The organism is Amycolatopsis sp. lyj-109, assembly GCF_046548995.1.
Lineage (GTDB): Bacteria > Actinomycetota > Actinomycetes > Mycobacteriales > Pseudonocardiaceae > Amycolatopsis.
Genome location: NZ_JAJPWR010000008.1, coordinates 42224 through 56689 on the forward strand (window position 1 = coordinate 42224; position 14466 = coordinate 56689).

Here is a 14466-nt window from a genome sequence, read left to right on the forward strand (position 1 = left end):
CTCAGCCCGGTTCGGAGATCCGGCGCAGGTGCGCGTCGACGTCGAAGCCGTGTTCCTCCAGCCGGCGGCGGGCCAGCAGCAGCTCATCGGGGGTGAACAGCTCGGCGTACTCCTCGCGGAGCATCACGGCCTCGGAGCTGCGGCCGAGCTGCTTCTTCTCCCAGAGCACGGTGAACCCGCCCGCGGTGCCGGCCCCGCGCAGCAGCAGCCGGGCCGCTTCGACGCCGCCGTGCTCGCGCACCATGCGCTCGAACTGGGCGGGACGGTAGCCGTAATCCTTGGCCAGGACCCGGCAGCCGTCGAGCAGGTCCTCGGTGAACCGCGCGGCCAGCCGAGGATCGGCCGGGACGGATGCGGCTGGTTCGGGCATGGGGCAACCTCTCGACGGGACGGCTTCCCAGATTAATCGCGAACCGGGCCGGTTTCGCTACGCCATTCGAGCAACGAATTCGCGAAGAGCACTCTCCGTGTCCACAGAAGCGGGCGAATGCGGCAAATCGAAACTGTCGGTGGTCTCTGCCATGCTGACCGCCATGCGAACTGTGGTCCACGGCGACGTTCACGTCCACTATGGACAGATCTACGTCCACGACGAGGCCGGCGAGCCGTTCGAAGGCGACCTGACCGCCTGCTTCGCCGGGCAGCGCAACGGGCTGTGCGGCGCCGCGGTGCCCGGCCACCTCTTCCTCATCACCGGGCTGCACACCGGCGAAGTCGGCTTCACCGCCGAGGTGCACGCGTCCGAGCCGCCGGACGACGACGGGGAGGACGTCGTCGAGGCTTCCTTCCACGCCGGAGGCCGGACAGTGCTGGTCACCTGGGGCGGCGAGGACTGGTGGGACCTCGAGCTGGCTCCCGGCGACTACCGCGTCCGCTACCGCGGCACAGCGATGGACGCGGGCCGCGAGCGCGACACCCGGCTCGGCGGCGAACCCCGGCAGGACAGCTACCTGCTGCAGTTCTGGCCCGCGCCGCCGGCGCCCGACGTCGTCGTCCGCGAAACGAGCGCGATCGCGGCCTATTGGCACGGTTTCGCGCGCGATCTGCCCCCGCCGCCGACCGAAGAGGAGCTCGCCGCGCGGTGGGCGGCGCGCCAACGGGCCGAGGAAGAGGCACGCGCGAAGGCGCGGCACGAGCAACTGCTGCATGAGTGGGGTGGCACGCTGCCGGCCGGGCCGGTCCTGAACCTGCCGCCGGGCTCGCTGCGGGAGTTCGCCAAGGTCGATCGCGAACTGGTGGGCGCCGCGATCGCCGCCGGCCCGGAGATCTGCCGCGCGCTCGCCCGCCGGGTGGCCCACCTCGCGTGCGAGCGGGCCGGGCTCGACGGCGTCGGCTGGATCGCCGACGGCCTGCGTGCGATGGACGAAGGGAAGGCTTTGCCCGCGCCGTTCGACGACTGGACCACGGCGTGGGACCGGCTGTTGTCGGACCTGGACGTCCCGCGGACGCTGGTGCGCACGCCGGACGGCCGCCACGACAACGCCTTGCAGCAGGCCATGGCGTTCCCGGCGATCTTCGCCGCGGTGCACGAGAACGAGCCGGAGGCCTTGGGCGGAGCGATGTCGGCGGCGGAACACACCTACGGCGACGACCGGGCGCGGCTCCTGGCGGAGACGCGGGCGGCGCTGGCCGAGCTGACGGGGAGCGGCTGAGGTCCCCGTCGGTTCCCGCCCGAGCACCCGGCCGGGCGTCACCAGCCGAACAAGCCGCCCATGATCCGGGCGCAGCGGGCCGTCATCGCATCGGCGTCATCCTCGGGCCGGTCGATCCACCAGCTGATCAGCGAGTCGACCACCCCGGTCCACACCTGCGCGACGGCCTCGATGTCCGCCGGGTCGGCCAGGCCGCGGGAGGTCAGCAGTTGCGTCGCGCCGAGCACCGCGAACACGTCGAGGCGGCGGCGGTAGTCCGCGGCTGCCGCGGCGATGTCGCCCGTCGACGGCACCGTCGCGTCGCGCAGGAGACGCCACGCGTAGCGGTCGTGGTCGAACGTCGTGAAGATCGCCGAAAGCACTTTCAGCGGCATCTGGTCGGGCTCGCCACCGGCCGCCATGGTCGTCGCCACGCCGTCGGTCAGACGGCCGCCGGCGCGGTGGAGGCAGGCCAGGTACAGCCCGTCCTTCGAGCCGAAGTACTGGTACAGCAACGGCTTCGTGACCCCGACCCGGCGCGCGATCTCGACCATCGACGCGCCCGCGTACCCCGCCCGGCCGAACTCCTCGGTGCCGGCCACGACGAGCTGGGCCTCGCGCTCTTCGCGGGGCATCCCCTTGGTCCCGACCGCCCTTGACTCCGTCACAGGCGAGAGCCTACCGTGCGTAAAGTGACCCGAGGGTAAGTTACCGCATGGTCAGATCCAAGGAGGCGACGTGGCCGAGTTCCTGGCGCACCTGCGCGACCCCGTGCTGTTCGCGATTCCGGTGTTCCTGCTGTTCGTGACGATCGAAATAGTCGCGTTGCACGTGCTCGGCCACGACGACAACGTCGTCGGCTACAGCGTCGCCGACACCCGGACGAGCATGCTGATGGGCACGGTCTCCGTCGGCGTCAACGCGCTGTTCCGGCTGGTGATGCTGGGCGTGTTCGCGGCCCTGTTCGAGCTGGCACCGGTCAAGCTGGATCCGCGCGACTGGTGGACGTGGGTGCTCATGCTGCTCGGCCAGGAACTCGTGTTCTACGCCTACCACCGGGCCAGCCACCGCGTACGGCTGCTCTGGGCCGGCCACCAGGTGCACCACTCCAGCGAGCACTACAACTTCTCGACGGCGCTGCGCCAGAAGTGGACCCCGTACTTCCAGCTGCCGTTCTGGTCGGTGCTGGCGCTGTGCGGGATCCCGCCGTGGATGATCCTGACGGGGCTGTCGATCGACCTCGTCTACCAGTTCTTCGTGCACACCGAGAAGGTCGGCAAGCTGCCGCGCTGGTTCGAGTACGTCTTCAACACCCCGTCCCACCACCGCGTCCACCACGGCAGCGACGCCGAATACCTCGACGCCAACTACGCCGGCATCCTGATCATCTGGGACCGCCTGTTCGGCAGCTTCGTCCCCGAAGGCAAGCGGCCGACGTACGGGCTGACGAAGAACATCGGGACGTACAACCTGCTGCACGTGGGGTTCCACGAGTACGGCTCGATCCTGCGCGACTTGCGCGCAGCCCGGACGTGGCGCGAGCGCGCGGGTTACCTGTTCGGGCCGCCTGGGTGGCAGCCCGCCGGGGCTCGCGCGCTCGCGCCCGCCGAATACTGTGCCGATAGTTACTAATCCGACCACAGTCACGGCCGAATGACTTTCGCAGCAAAGGTTACGTGCCGCGCGAGGGTCGGCCTGCTTTTGGCCGGATTAGTGACTAGGCGGTGTCCTGCAGGGTCCGCTCGTTCTCCGGGCGCAGCGTCACCGGCAGGCTCGCCAGCGGCGGGCGCTGCCGGGACGTCAGGTCGGTCAGCACCAGTTCCCGCTCGACGCCGTCCGCCGACGCGCCGCGCTGGAACTGCGCCAGCATCGTGGCCGGCGGGATGGCCGTGACCAGCCGGTCGTAGCGCTCCAGACGGTCGAACAGCGTCTGCATGATCTGCCCGGACATCCGGCCGAGCGCCTGCGTGCTCTGGTGCCGGTGCACGCGATGGCCGAGGTCGACCTGGGCCAGCGCGTCGAGGCCACCCAGCTCCACCAGGTCGATGAGGTGCCCGATCTCGACGCCGTAGTTCACCACGAACGGGATGCTCTCCAGCACCTCGCGCCGCCCCGCGTACTCGCCGGCAAGCGGCTGGACGAACCCGGACAGCTCCGGCCAGAACATGTTGAGCAGCGGCCGCGCGACCAGCTCGGTGACGCGGCCGCCGCCTTCGGGCTCGCTGCCCGCCGCGCCGTTGAGGGGGCGGTGGTAGAAGCCCTTGACGTAGGCCACGGACGGGTCGGTGAGCAGCGGGCCGAGCAGCCCGGTGACGTAGCTCGTGGTGAAGTCGTAGAGGTCGCCGTCGACGAAGACGACGAGGTCGCCGGTCGTTGCCGCGACCCCCTTCCACAGGGCCTCACCCTTGCCCTGCAGGCCGTCGAGGGCGGGGAACACGGCGTCCTGCGCGACCACGCGCGCCCCGGCCGCGGCGGCCACCTCGGCGGTGGCGTCGGTCGAGTGACTGTCCACGACGAGGATCTCGTCGACCAGCCGGTGGTGTTCCCGGAGTTCCTCGCGGATGGCGGTGACGATGGCGCCGACCGTGGCTTCCTCGTTCCGGGCCGGGATGACGACGGAAACGGTGGTACCGCGCTTGGCCGCGACCAGATCCTCGGCCGTCCAGTCGCCCGCCTTGCTGCTGCGCCGGGCGAGCCAGGTGCCGACCTCCGGTGACACCTGCAGCCGCGCGTTGCTCGTGCGCATGCCTTCCCCTTCCCTCGTTCGGCGTATCCCTCCCGACCGAGGTTCGAGGGCCCGCGTTTCGGCGGCCACTCCCCGGTGCTACCGGAGTGTTACGAGATCGGCCCGGCGGCACCGATCCCGTTAACACGACGACCGACAGTGAGATCGCGCAGGCCCAGGCGCAAAACCACGTGGAGAATCGCTACTCGGCTCCGCGGAATTCCTGCATCGCGCACCCTGCGATGGCGGGCCGGAGGCCGGCTGTGGCTAGTACTACAGGGACACTTGTGTGCGTGACCTGGGTGAATAGAGTCACCGTCTGCGGTGGCTGGGTGGTCGTGAGTGGTAATTAGGGTTCTAACCCTAAAAAACACTCACGACCAGCCACGGCAGGCCGGCGTCGGGGGTGTCCCGGGCAGGCCGTCTTCGGCCGCACCGAGGCAACGATCTAGCCCTGTAGTACTAGGCCTCTTCCTCTTCCAGCATCTCCGGGGTGACCGCCGACTCGGTGTCCGGGATGTTCAGGTCCTTGGCCCGCTTGTCCGCCATCGCCAGCAGCCGCCGGATGCGGCCCGCGACCGCGTCCTTCGTCATCTGCGGCTCCGACAGCTGGCCCAGTTCCTCCAGGGACGCCTGCCGGTTGGACAGCCGGAGCCGGCCTGCCGCCAGGAGGTGGTCCGGGGCCGTCTCGCCGAGGATCTCCAGTGCGCGCTCCACCCGGGCCGCCGCCGCCACCGCCGCGCGGGCCGACCGGCGCAGGTTCGCGTCGTCGAAGTTCGCCAGGCGGTTGGCCGTCGCGCGGACCTCGCGGCGCATCCGCCGCTCTTCCCACTGCAGCACGCTCGTGTGCGCGCCCAGGCGGGTCAGCAGCGCGCCGATCGCGTCGCCGTCGCGGACCACCACCCGGTCGGCGCCCCGGACCTCGCGGGACTTCGCCTGGATGCCCATCCGGCGCGCCGCGCCCACCAGGGCCAGGGCCGCTTCCGGGCCCGGGCAGGTCACCTCGAGCGACGACGAGCGGCCCGGCTCGGTCAGGGATCCGTGCGCGAGGAACGCGCCCCGCCACGCCGCTTCCGCGTCGGCCACGCCGCCGGACACCACGGCCGCGGGCAGCCCGCGCACCGGGCGGCCGCGCTGGTCGATCAGCCCGGTCTGGCGGGCCAGGCCTTCGCCGTCCTTCACCACGCGCACGACGTAGCGGGTGCCCTTGCGCAGGCCGCCGCTGGCGGTGATCACGTGGACGTCCGAATGGTGGCCGTACAGCTCGTGGATTTCCTTGCGCAGCCGTCGCGCGACCGAGCCGGTGTCCAGCTCCGCCTCCACGACCACCCGGCCGGCCACGATGTGCAGCCCGCCGGCGAAGCGCAGCAGCGACGCGACCTCCGCCCGGCGCGGCCCGATCTTCGTGATCTCCAGCCGGCTCAGTTCGTCCTTCACCGCGGCGGTCATCGCCATTACTGCCCCTCCCTGCCTTTCGCTCCTCCCCCGTGCTCCCCGCCGAGACCGAGAGCCTCCCGCATGCACAACGCGAGCGCATCAGGATCATGCCGTCCCGCCACTTCGGGGTCGGCCACCGCCCCCAGGTGCGCCCGGCCGCCCAGCCGTTCCGCCGCGCGCCGGAGATTCGCCGGGTCGGGCACGGAATCGCGGTCCGCGATCACCGCGTCGACCCGCAGATCGGGCGCGTGCTCGAAGAGTACGTCGAGATGCCGCTCCGGCGAGAATCCCGCGGTTTCCCCCGGCTGGGGGACAAGGTTGAGCACGAGCACCTTCGTCGCGGCCGTCTGCACGAGCGCGTCGTGCAGCCCCGGCACGAGCAGGTGCGGCAGCACGCTGGTGAACCACGAGCCGGGCCCGAGGAACACGACGTCGGCGGCGAGCACGGCGTCGACGGCCTCCGCGCACGCCTGCGGCGGGCGCCCCGACCGGCCCGGCGCGTGCAGGCTGACGCGCTGCACCTGCCCCGGCGTCGACGCCACCGCGACCTGGCCGCGGATCGTGCGCACCGCCGCCGGGTCCTCGCTGTCGAGGCCGCTGACCTGACCCACGATCTCCAGCGGCTCCGGCGACATCGGCAGCACGCGGCCCGAGACGCCCATCAGGCGGCAGGCCTCGTCGAGCGCGGCGACCGGGTCGCCGAGGACCTCGAACAGCCCGGCCAGCAGCAGGTTTCCCACCGCGTGCCCGGCCAGTGCGCCGTCGCCGCCGAAGCGGTGCTGGAACACCTCGGCCCAGAGCGTGCCGCCGTCCTCCGCGGCGAAGGCGGCGAACGCCTGCCGCAGGTCGCCCGGCGGCAGGAGCCCGAGTTCGCGCCGCAGCCTGCCGGACGATCCGCCGTCGTCGGCCACGGTCACGACCGCGGTGACGTCGGGGGTGACCCGCCGCACCGCGGACAGCGTGGCGTGCAGTCCGTGGCCGCCCCCGAGGGCGACCGCGCGCACGTTATTCACGACCAAGGTCGCGGTGCACCACCTTCACGGCCATGCCGTCCTCTTTGGACAGACGCTGGGCGAGCTCGACCGACAGCGCGACGCTGCGGTGCTTGCCGCCGGTGCAGCCGACGGCGAGCGTCAGGTACCGCTTGCCTTCGCGCTTGTAGCCGGCGCCGATCAGCCGCAGCAGCTGGTGGTAGCGGTCGAGGAACTCCTCGGCGCCCTCCTGCGAGAGGACGTAGTTGCGCACTTCACCGTCGAGCCCGGTGTGCTCGCGCAGCTCCGGGATCCAGAACGGGTTCGGCAGGAACCGGACGTCCATCACCAGGTCGGCGTCCATCGGCAGGCCGTACTTATAGCCGAAGGACAGCACGGTGACCCGGGTCTGGGTGCTCGCCTCCGAGCCGAACGCGTCCTCGATCTTGGCCCGCAGGTCGTGCACGGACAGCGACGACGTGTCGAGCACCAGGTCGGCCTCTTCGCGCAGCGGCTCCAGCAGCGTCCGCTCCGCGGTGATGCCGTCGGCGAGCCGGCCGTCGCCCTGCATCGGGTGGCCCCGGCGGACGGCCTCGAAGCGCCGCACCAGCACGGCGTCGGTCGCCTCCAGGAACAGCACCCGCGGCTTGTAGCCCCGCGCGTCGAGGTCCTTGATGACCGAGGCCAGGTCGTCGGTGAACGCGCGCGAACGCACGTCCATGACGACGGCCACCTTGGTGATCGCGCCGCGTGCCTGCGCACCCAGCTCGACCATGGTGGCGATCAGCTCCGGGGGCAGGTTGTCGACGACGAACCAGCCCAGGTCCTCCAGGCACTTGGCCGCGGTGCTGCGGCCCGCACCGGACAACCCGGACACGACGGCGACCTCCATGCCGGAGCCGCGGATCTCCTCTTGCGCACTCACTCTGTTTCCCTACTCCCCTGCTTCTGTGCCGTTGCTCGCGCCGGACTCCCCGGCCAGCGCGGCGACCACGGCCTCCGCGGTGCGCCTGCCGAAGCCGGGCACCGCCTCGATCTCTTCGATCCTGGCCTGCTTGAGCTTCTTCACCGAGCCGAAGTGCTTGATCAGCGCGGTGCGGCGAGCCTGCCCCAGCCCGGGCACACTGTCCAATTCGGACGTCACCAGGCGCTTGGACCGCTTCTCGCGGTGGTAGGCGATGGCGAAGCGGTGGGCTTCGTCACGCAGCCGTTGCAGCAGATACAGCCCCTCCGACGTCCGGGGCAGGATCACCGGATCGGGGTCGGCGGGCAGCCAGACCTCTTCGAGCCGCTTGGCCAGCCCGATCACCGAGATGTCGGTGATGCCGAGCTCGGCCAGCACGTCCGCGGCCGCGGTGGCCTGCGGGCCCGCACCGTCGACCACCAGGAGGTTCGGCGGGTAGGCGAACTTCTTCGGCCGCCCGGTCTCCGGGTCGAGACCGGGCGTGCTCGACTCCTCCGCGGTTTCCTTCAGGTAGCGGTAGAACCGCCTTCGCACGACTTCGGCGATCGAAGCGACGTCACCCTCCGTGGCCGCCTCCCGCAGCGCGAAGCGCCGGTACTCGGACTTGCGCGCCAGCCCGTCCTCGAAGACCACGAGCGACGCGACGACGTCGCTGCCCTGGATGTGGCTGATGTCGATGCACTCGATGCGCAGCGGCGCGGTGTCGAGGGCGAGAAACTCCTGCAGCTCGGTGAGCGCCGCCGAGCGGGCCGTGAGGTCGCCGGCGCGGCGCAGCTTGTGCTGGGTGAACGCCTCCCCCGCGTTGCGCTGCACCGTCTCGGCCAGGGCCTTCTTGTCGCCGCGCTGGGGCACCCGCAGCTGGACCCGCGAGCCGCGCAGCCCGGTGAGCCACTCCGCGACCGCGTCGGCGTCCGCGGGCAGCTCCGGGACCAGGACCTCGCGCGGGACGACCGGCCCGGCGTCGACGTCGTCGCGGGCGTCGAGCTCGGCCTCGTCGCCGTAGAACTGGGTGAGGAAGTGGTCGACCAGGGCCGGGACGTCCATCTCCTCGGCCTTGTCGATCACCCAGCCGCGCTGGCCGCGGACCCGGCCGCCGCGGACGTGGAAGACCTGGACGGCGGCCTCGAGGTCGTCGTGGGCGAACGCCACGACGTCGGCGTCCGTGCCGTCGCCGAGGACCACGGCCTGCTTCTCCATGGCGCGGCGCAGCGCACCGAGGTCGTCGCGCAGCCGGGCGGCCCGCTCGAACTCGAGTTCTCCGGAGGCGGCGGCCATCTCGTTCTCGAGCCGCTTGATCATGACGTCGGTCTTGCCCGCCAGGAAGTCGCAGAAGTCCTCGACGATGTCGCGGTGCTCGCCCGCCGAAACGCGGCCCACGCAGGGCGCCGAGCACTTGTCGATGTAGCCGAGCAGGCAGGGCCGGCCGATCTGGCCGTGGCGCCGGAACACCCCGGCCGAGCAGGTGCGGGCCGGGAAGACGCGCAGCAGCAGGTCGAGCGTTTCCCGGATGGCCCACGCGTGCGCGTACGGGCCGAAGTACCGGACGCCCTTCTTGCGCGCGCCGCGGTAGACGTGCAGGCGGGGGAACTCCTCGTTCAGCGTCACCGCGAGCATCGGGTAGCTCTTGTCGTCGCGGTAGCGGACGTTGAACCGCGGGTCGAACTCCTTGATCCAGTTGTACTCGAGCTGGAGCGCCTCGACCTCGGTGGTGACGACGGTCCATTCGACGCCCGCGGCCGTGGTGACCATCTGCCGGGTGCGCGGGTGCAGGCCGGAGAGGTCGGCGAAGTAGGAGTTCAGCCTGCTGCGGAGGCTTTTGGCCTTGCCGACGTAGATGACCCGCTTGGTCGCGTCGCGGAATTTGTACACGCCAGGGGCATCCGGGATGCTCCCCGGCGAGGGACGGTAGGTGGTCGGGTCAGCCACGTTGTCAAGACTATGGGGCGGCACCGACAGTTTTCGCACACCCCCGGACTGCCCCACCGGAAGTAGGGTGATCGTCGGCTTCCGACCTTCGTCGGTGTCCGCACCTGTGACGCGGTGGTTACTTTCCGACCGGCCGATCCGGTCCCCCTCCGAAAGGATCACCGCCGTGACCTCTCTCCGTCTCCTCGGTGCCGCCTCCGTGATCTCCACAGCCGCTGTCGCGCTGACCCTGGCCGGCGGCGCGGTCGCCGCCGCGGGCGTCCAGCCGAACATCGTCGGCGGCACCACCGCTTCGACGGTCTCCTGGGGTGCCCAGGTGTACGTGAACACGCCTGGGCGTGACTACCAGGGCTTCAACTGCTCGGGCACGGTCATCGCGTCGCGCTGGGTGCTGACCGCGGTGCACTGCCTCGACCAGGACGGCTCGGGCATGTACGTCCGGGTCGGCAGCAACACGCTGCTGTCGGGCACGAAGATCGCCGTCGACAACGAGTACGAGTCCCCGAACGGCGACATCGCGCTGCTGCACCTGGCGTCGGCGACCAGCGCGTCGCCGATCTCGCTGGGCAGTGCGGACCCGGCGACCGGCAGCACCAACCAGATCTACGGCTGGGGCCGCACCACCCCGACCGGCCCGCCGGCGACGGCGCTGAAGACGGCGAACGTCCAGGTGACCGGCCGGTCCACGGACGCCTACGGCGGCCGCGCGATCCAGAGCGTCGGCGTCAACGGCTCGGCGTGGAAGGGCGACTCGGGCGGGCCGCAGGTCTCCGGCGGGGTCCAGGTCGGCGTCGCGTCGACGGTCCAGAACCAGAGCGGCTCGACCACGCGCGGCACGAACAACTACGCGAGCGTCGCGGCGAGCCGGTCCTGGATCCGGACGACCGCGGGCGTCTGACATTTCTCCGACGGGGCGGTGCTGTCGGCGCCGCCCCGTTCCGGCCGGTGCTGTGTGGGATGCTCGCGGGCATGCGGATCGCCACCTGGAACGTGAACTCCATCGTCCCCCGCCTGCCCCGCGTGCTGGGTTTCCTGGAGGAGACGGCGCCGGACGTGCTGTGCCTGCAGGAGCTGAAGAACACGACCGAGGCGTTCCCGGCGGCCGAGATCGAAGCGCTCGGCTACGAGGTCGCGGCCTACGGACTGGGGCGCTGGAACGGCGTCGGCATCGTGTCGCGCGTGGGGTTGACCGACGTCGTCCGCGGGCTGCCGGGCGAGCCGCGGTTCGAAGGTGCCGCGGAGGCTCGCGCGGTGGGCGCCACGTGTGGGGGCGTGCGGGTGTGGTCGGTGTACGTGCCCAACGGGCGTGAGCCGGACAACCCGCACTACGCGTACAAGCTGGAGTGGCTTTCGTCGCTGCACTCGCTGGTGGCTTCGGAGCTTTCGTCCGGGCCGTTCGCGGTGCTCGGGGACTTCAACGTGGCCCCGACGGACGCGGACGTCTGGGACATCGCGCTGTTCGCGGAGTCGACCCACGTGACGAAGCCGGAGCGCGACGCCCTGGCCCGCCTGCGGGACCTCGGCCTGTCGGACGTCTTCCCGCGGCCGCTGAAGTACGACCACCCGTTCACGTACTGGGACTACCAGGCGGGGAATTTCCCGAACAACAAGGGCATGCGGATCGACCTGGTCTACGGGAACGAGGCTTTCACCTCCGCCGTCACGGATTCCTATGTGGACCGCAACGCGCGGAAGGGCAAGGGGCCGTCGGACCACGCACCGATCGTGGTCGACCTGGACCTCTGACGCACCTTGTCGTGAGTGGTATTTAGGGTTCTAACCCGAATTACCACTCACGAGAGCCGCGGCAGACTGCTCAGCCGCCGGTGGCCGCGCGGTGCAGCTTGCGCAGCGCCCGCACCGCTTCCACCGCGCGGTCCCGGTCGACGGCCTGGACCGCCATCACCGCGTGGTACTCGTCGTCCGGCAGCTCCAGCCGCGCCCACGACGCCCCGTCGGGGAAACTCACCGACAGCACGTCGCTCCACGCGAAGCGGCGGGTGATCAGCACGTTCCGGACCTCGATGCCCTCCGCGTCCGCCCGGACCCGCGCGATCGCGAACAGCATCACGCCGCACGCCAGCAGGATCCCGATGCCCACCATCGCCGCCTGGTCGGAGCGCTGGAAGCGGACACCCGTGTCGCCGGTGCGCAGCAGGATCGCCACCACGACGAACACCGCGAGCAGCGCCACCGCCAGCACGCTGCACATGATCATCGCGCGCCGGGGACGGATCACCAGGAGAGTCTGCACGCTCACACGAAACCCCGCTCGGTCCACGGCTGGCGCAGGCTCCGCAGCACGTGCGCGGAGTCCAGGGCCGCCACCGTCGCCTCGTAGCCCTTGTCCTCCTTCGCGCCCGGACGGCCCGACCGGTCGACCGCCTGCTCGTGCGTGTCGCACGTCAGGACGCCGTTGCCGACCGGGGTGCTCTCGTCGAGCGCCACCCGGGTCAGACCTGCCGTCACCGCGTCGCACACGTACTCGAAGTGCGGGGTGCCGCCGCGGATGACCACGCCGAGCGCGACCACCGCGTCGTGGTTGCGGGCCAGCGCCTGCGCCACCACCGGGAGCTCGACCGCGCCGGCGACATGGACCACCGTCGGGTCGTCCTCGAGCTCGGCTTCGCGGGCCGCGACCAGCGCCCGCTCCAGCAGGACGTCGGTGATGTCCGCGTTCCAGCGGGTGGCGACGATGCCGAGCTTCAGCGACTTGCAGTCGGAGAGGTCCAGTTTGGCCTCAGGTCGGCCGTCGCCGCTCACAGTGCTCCTCCGTCGGGGTGCTCGGTCCCCGCGCCGACCTGGTCGTAGTGCTCCAGCTGGGCCAGGTCGTGGCCCATCCGGTCGCGCTTGGTCCGCAGGTAGCGCAGGTTCTCCGGGTTCGGCGAGATCGGCAGCGGCACCCGCCCGGTGACGCGCAGCCCGTAGCCCTCCAGGCCGATCCGCTTGGCCGGGTTGTTGGACAGCAGCCGCATGGTGCGGACGCCGAGGTCGCACAGGATCTGCGCGCCGGTGCCGTAGTCGCGGGCGTCGGCCGGGACGCCGAGCGCGAGGTTCGCGTCGACGGTGTCCGCGCCGTCGTCCTGCAGCTGGTAGGCCTGCAGCTTGTGCAAGAGGCCGATGCCGCGGCCCTCGTGGCCGCGGATGTAAAGCACGACGCCACGGCCTTCGGTGGCCACCGCTTCCAGGGCCGCCTCCAGCTGCGGGCCGCAGTCGCAGCGCAGCGAGCCGAAGACGTCGCCGGTGAGGCACTCGGAGTGCACCCGCACCAGGATGTCCTGGCCGTCGCCGATCTCGCCGTAGACGAACGCGACGTGCTCGATGCCGTCGAGGAGCGAGTCGTAGCCGACCGCGCGGAACGTGCCCGCGGCCAGCGGGATGCGGGCTTCCGCGACCCGCTCGACCTGCTTCTCGGTGCGACGGCGGTAGGCGATCAGGTCGGCGATGGTGATGATCGCCAGGGCGTGGTCGGCGGCGAACACCTCGAGCTCGTCGCGGCGCGCCATGTCGCCCTCGTCCTTCTGCGACACGATCTCGCAGAGGACACCGGCGGGGGCGAGCCCGGCCATCCGGGCCAGGTCGACCGACGCCTCGGTGTGCCCGGGGCGGCGCAGCACGCCGCCTTCCTTCGCGCGCAGCGGCACGACGTGCCCGGGGCGGCGGAAGTCCTTCGCGGTGGACGAAGGGGCGGCGAGCAGCCGGATCGTGTGCGCACGGTCGGCGGCGGAGATGCCGGTGCTGATGCCCTCGGCGGCGTCGACCGTGACGCTGTACGCGGTCCCGCGCGCGTCCTGGTTCGTGTGGTACATCGGGGGCAGGTCCAGCCGGTCCGCTTCGGACTCGGTCAGCGCCACGCAGACGTAGCCCGAGGTGTAGCGGACCATGAAGGCCAGCAGCTCCGGCGTCGCCTTCTCGGCGGCGAAGATGAGGTCACCCTCGTTCTCGCGGTCCTCGTCGTCGACCACGACGACCGGACGGCCCGCCGCGATGTCCGAGATCGCCCGCTCGATGGCGTCGGCGTCGAACACTGCCCCGCTGCCGCACGGGGTCCAGCCCGCTTCGGGCGTGGGTGCACTCGTCTCACTCATGACCGCTCCTCCGTGCCGCCGCCGCTGTCCCGATTCTGCACCTGGTCGCGGATGTGGGCCTCGGCCAGCTTTTCCACGTACTTCGCGACCACGTCGACCTCGAGGTTGACCAGGTCGCCGGCTTCCCGGCGGCCGAGGGTCGTCACTTCGAGGGTGGTCGGGATCAGCGCCACCTTGAACCGGTCGGCGGTCACCGCGGCCACCGTCAGGGAGATGCCGTCGACCGCGATCGAGCCCTTCTCGACCACGTACCGGGCCAGGTGCGCCGGCAGCGCGAACGTCGTGACGCCGTTCTCGTCGCGGCCGAGGAACACGCCGGTCCCGTCGACGTGGCCCTGCATGATGTGCCCGCCGAGCCGGCCGCCGGCCGGGGTGGCGCGCTCGAGGTTGACCCGGTCGCCGACCGCGACCTTGGCCAGGCTGGAGCGCTGCAACGTCTCGTGGACGACGTCGACGGTGAACTCGCCGCCCGCCACCTCGACGACGGTCAGGCAGACGCCGCTGACCGCGATCGAGTCGCCGTGCCCGGCGTCGCTGGTGACCAGCGGGCCGCGGACGCGCAGCCGGGCCGCGTTCGTCAGCTGCTCGACCGCGGTGACTTCGCCGATCTCCTCGACTATGCCGGTGAACACGTGCGCTGCCTCCTCGTGAGCCGGTCTGTGAGCCGGTCTGTGAGCCGGTCCTTCCATCCAACACCCGCCGCGGCCCGGTGGCTTCTCCGGTG

General features: G+C 71.2%; 15 protein-coding genes. 4 read left to right on the forward strand and 11 right to left on the reverse strand.

What is annotated here, in order from left to right; translation table 11 throughout:
• Window position 1: 1 nt before the first annotated feature.
• Window positions 2-370, reverse strand: a complete 369-nt coding sequence (locus ACLJQF_RS19265; RefSeq protein ID WP_410610424.1) for a hypothetical protein — start codon at window positions 368-370, stop codon at window positions 2-4.
• A 163-nt stretch (window positions 371-533) separates the two neighbouring features.
• Here ACLJQF_RS19265 and ACLJQF_RS19270 point away from each other — a divergent pair, with 163 nt between their 5' ends.
• The gene (locus tag ACLJQF_RS19270) at window positions 534-1652 is read left to right on the forward strand and encodes a hypothetical protein (RefSeq protein WP_410610426.1); all 1119 of its coding nucleotides are present in this window, start codon (window positions 534-536) and stop codon (window positions 1650-1652) included.
• 38 nt (window positions 1653-1690) lie between these two features.
• Here the strand turns inward: ACLJQF_RS19270 and ACLJQF_RS19275 are convergent, their stop codons facing one another.
• The gene (locus ACLJQF_RS19275) at window positions 1691-2299 is read right to left on the reverse strand and encodes a TetR/AcrR family transcriptional regulator (RefSeq protein ID WP_410610427.1); all 609 of its coding nucleotides are present in this window, start codon (window positions 2297-2299) and stop codon (window positions 1691-1693) included.
• Between the two features lie 70 nt (window positions 2300-2369).
• Here ACLJQF_RS19275 and ACLJQF_RS19280 point away from each other — a divergent pair, with 70 nt between their 5' ends.
• On the forward strand, window positions 2370-3263 hold the full coding sequence (locus tag ACLJQF_RS19280) for a sterol desaturase family protein (RefSeq protein WP_410610429.1): 894 nt from the start codon (window positions 2370-2372) through the stop codon (window positions 3261-3263).
• A gap of 85 nt (window positions 3264-3348) precedes the next feature.
• On the opposite strand, the gene ACLJQF_RS19285 is transcribed toward ACLJQF_RS19280, so the two are convergent.
• The 5 genes from ACLJQF_RS19285 to uvrC all read right to left on the reverse strand — a co-directional run bounded on the left by ACLJQF_RS19285 (window position 3349) and on the right by uvrC (window position 9654).
• Window positions 3349-4377 (reverse strand): glucosyl-3-phosphoglycerate synthase, encoded by a 1029-nt coding sequence (locus ACLJQF_RS19285; protein ID WP_410610431.1) that lies wholly within the window; start codon window positions 4375-4377, stop codon window positions 3349-3351.
• Between the two features lie 441 nt (window positions 4378-4818).
• Entirely contained in the window at window positions 4819-5811 is a 993-nt protein-coding gene (gene whiA, locus ACLJQF_RS19290; protein ID WP_013224649.1) for a DNA-binding protein WhiA, read from the reverse strand.
• Window positions 5811-6797 (reverse strand): gluconeogenesis factor YvcK family protein, encoded by a 987-nt coding sequence (locus ACLJQF_RS19295; protein WP_410610433.1) that lies wholly within the window; start codon window positions 6795-6797, stop codon window positions 5811-5813. The genes whiA and ACLJQF_RS19295 overlap by 1 nt, the downstream gene beginning before the upstream one ends.
• 1 nt (window position 6798) lies before the next feature.
• On the reverse strand, window positions 6799-7656 hold the full coding sequence (gene rapZ / locus ACLJQF_RS19300) for an RNase adapter RapZ (RefSeq protein WP_003101350.1): 858 nt from the start codon (window positions 7654-7656) through the stop codon (window positions 6799-6801).
• Window positions 7657-7698: 42 nt separating this feature from the next.
• The gene (gene uvrC / locus ACLJQF_RS19305; RefSeq protein WP_410610435.1) at window positions 7699-9654 is read right to left on the reverse strand and encodes an excinuclease ABC subunit UvrC; all 1956 of its coding nucleotides are present in this window, start codon (window positions 9652-9654) and stop codon (window positions 7699-7701) included.
• Window positions 9655-9820: 166 nt separating this feature from the next.
• Here uvrC and ACLJQF_RS19310 point away from each other — a divergent pair, with 166 nt between their 5' ends.
• Both ACLJQF_RS19310 and ACLJQF_RS19315 read left to right on the forward strand, forming a co-directional pair.
• Window positions 9821-10552, forward strand: a complete 732-nt coding sequence (locus ACLJQF_RS19310) for a S1 family peptidase (protein WP_410610437.1) — start codon at window positions 9821-9823, stop codon at window positions 10550-10552.
• A gap of 71 nt (window positions 10553-10623) precedes the next feature.
• Window positions 10624-11400 carry an exodeoxyribonuclease III gene (locus tag ACLJQF_RS19315; RefSeq protein WP_410610439.1) on the forward strand — a complete coding sequence of 259 codons (777 nt, stop codon included), beginning with the start codon at window positions 10624-10626 and terminating at the stop codon, window positions 11398-11400.
• A 70-nt stretch (window positions 11401-11470) separates the two neighbouring features.
• Here ACLJQF_RS19315 and ACLJQF_RS19320 read toward each other — a convergent pair whose 3' ends face one another.
• From ACLJQF_RS19320 to ACLJQF_RS19335, 4 genes are read right to left on the reverse strand one after another with little or no spacing between them, the layout of a single operon-like run.
• A complete protein-coding gene (locus ACLJQF_RS19320; RefSeq protein WP_410610878.1) occupies window positions 11471-11872 on the reverse strand; it encodes a PH domain-containing protein in 402 nt (133 codons plus the stop codon).
• A 38-nt stretch (window positions 11873-11910) separates the two neighbouring features.
• Window positions 11911-12417, reverse strand: a complete 507-nt coding sequence (gene ribH, locus ACLJQF_RS19325; protein ID WP_410610441.1) for a 6,7-dimethyl-8-ribityllumazine synthase — start codon at window positions 12415-12417, stop codon at window positions 11911-11913.
• On the reverse strand, window positions 12414-13742 hold the full coding sequence (locus ACLJQF_RS19330) for a bifunctional 3,4-dihydroxy-2-butanone-4-phosphate synthase/GTP cyclohydrolase II (protein WP_410610443.1): 1329 nt from the start codon (window positions 13740-13742) through the stop codon (window positions 12414-12416). The genes ribH and ACLJQF_RS19330 overlap by 4 nt, the downstream gene beginning before the upstream one ends.
• Complete coding sequence (locus tag ACLJQF_RS19335; RefSeq protein WP_410610445.1) at window positions 13739-14374, reverse strand: riboflavin synthase; 636 nt, start codon at window positions 14372-14374, stop codon at window positions 13739-13741. The genes ACLJQF_RS19330 and ACLJQF_RS19335 overlap by 4 nt, the downstream gene beginning before the upstream one ends.
• Between the last annotated feature and the right edge of the window lie 92 nt (window positions 14375-14466).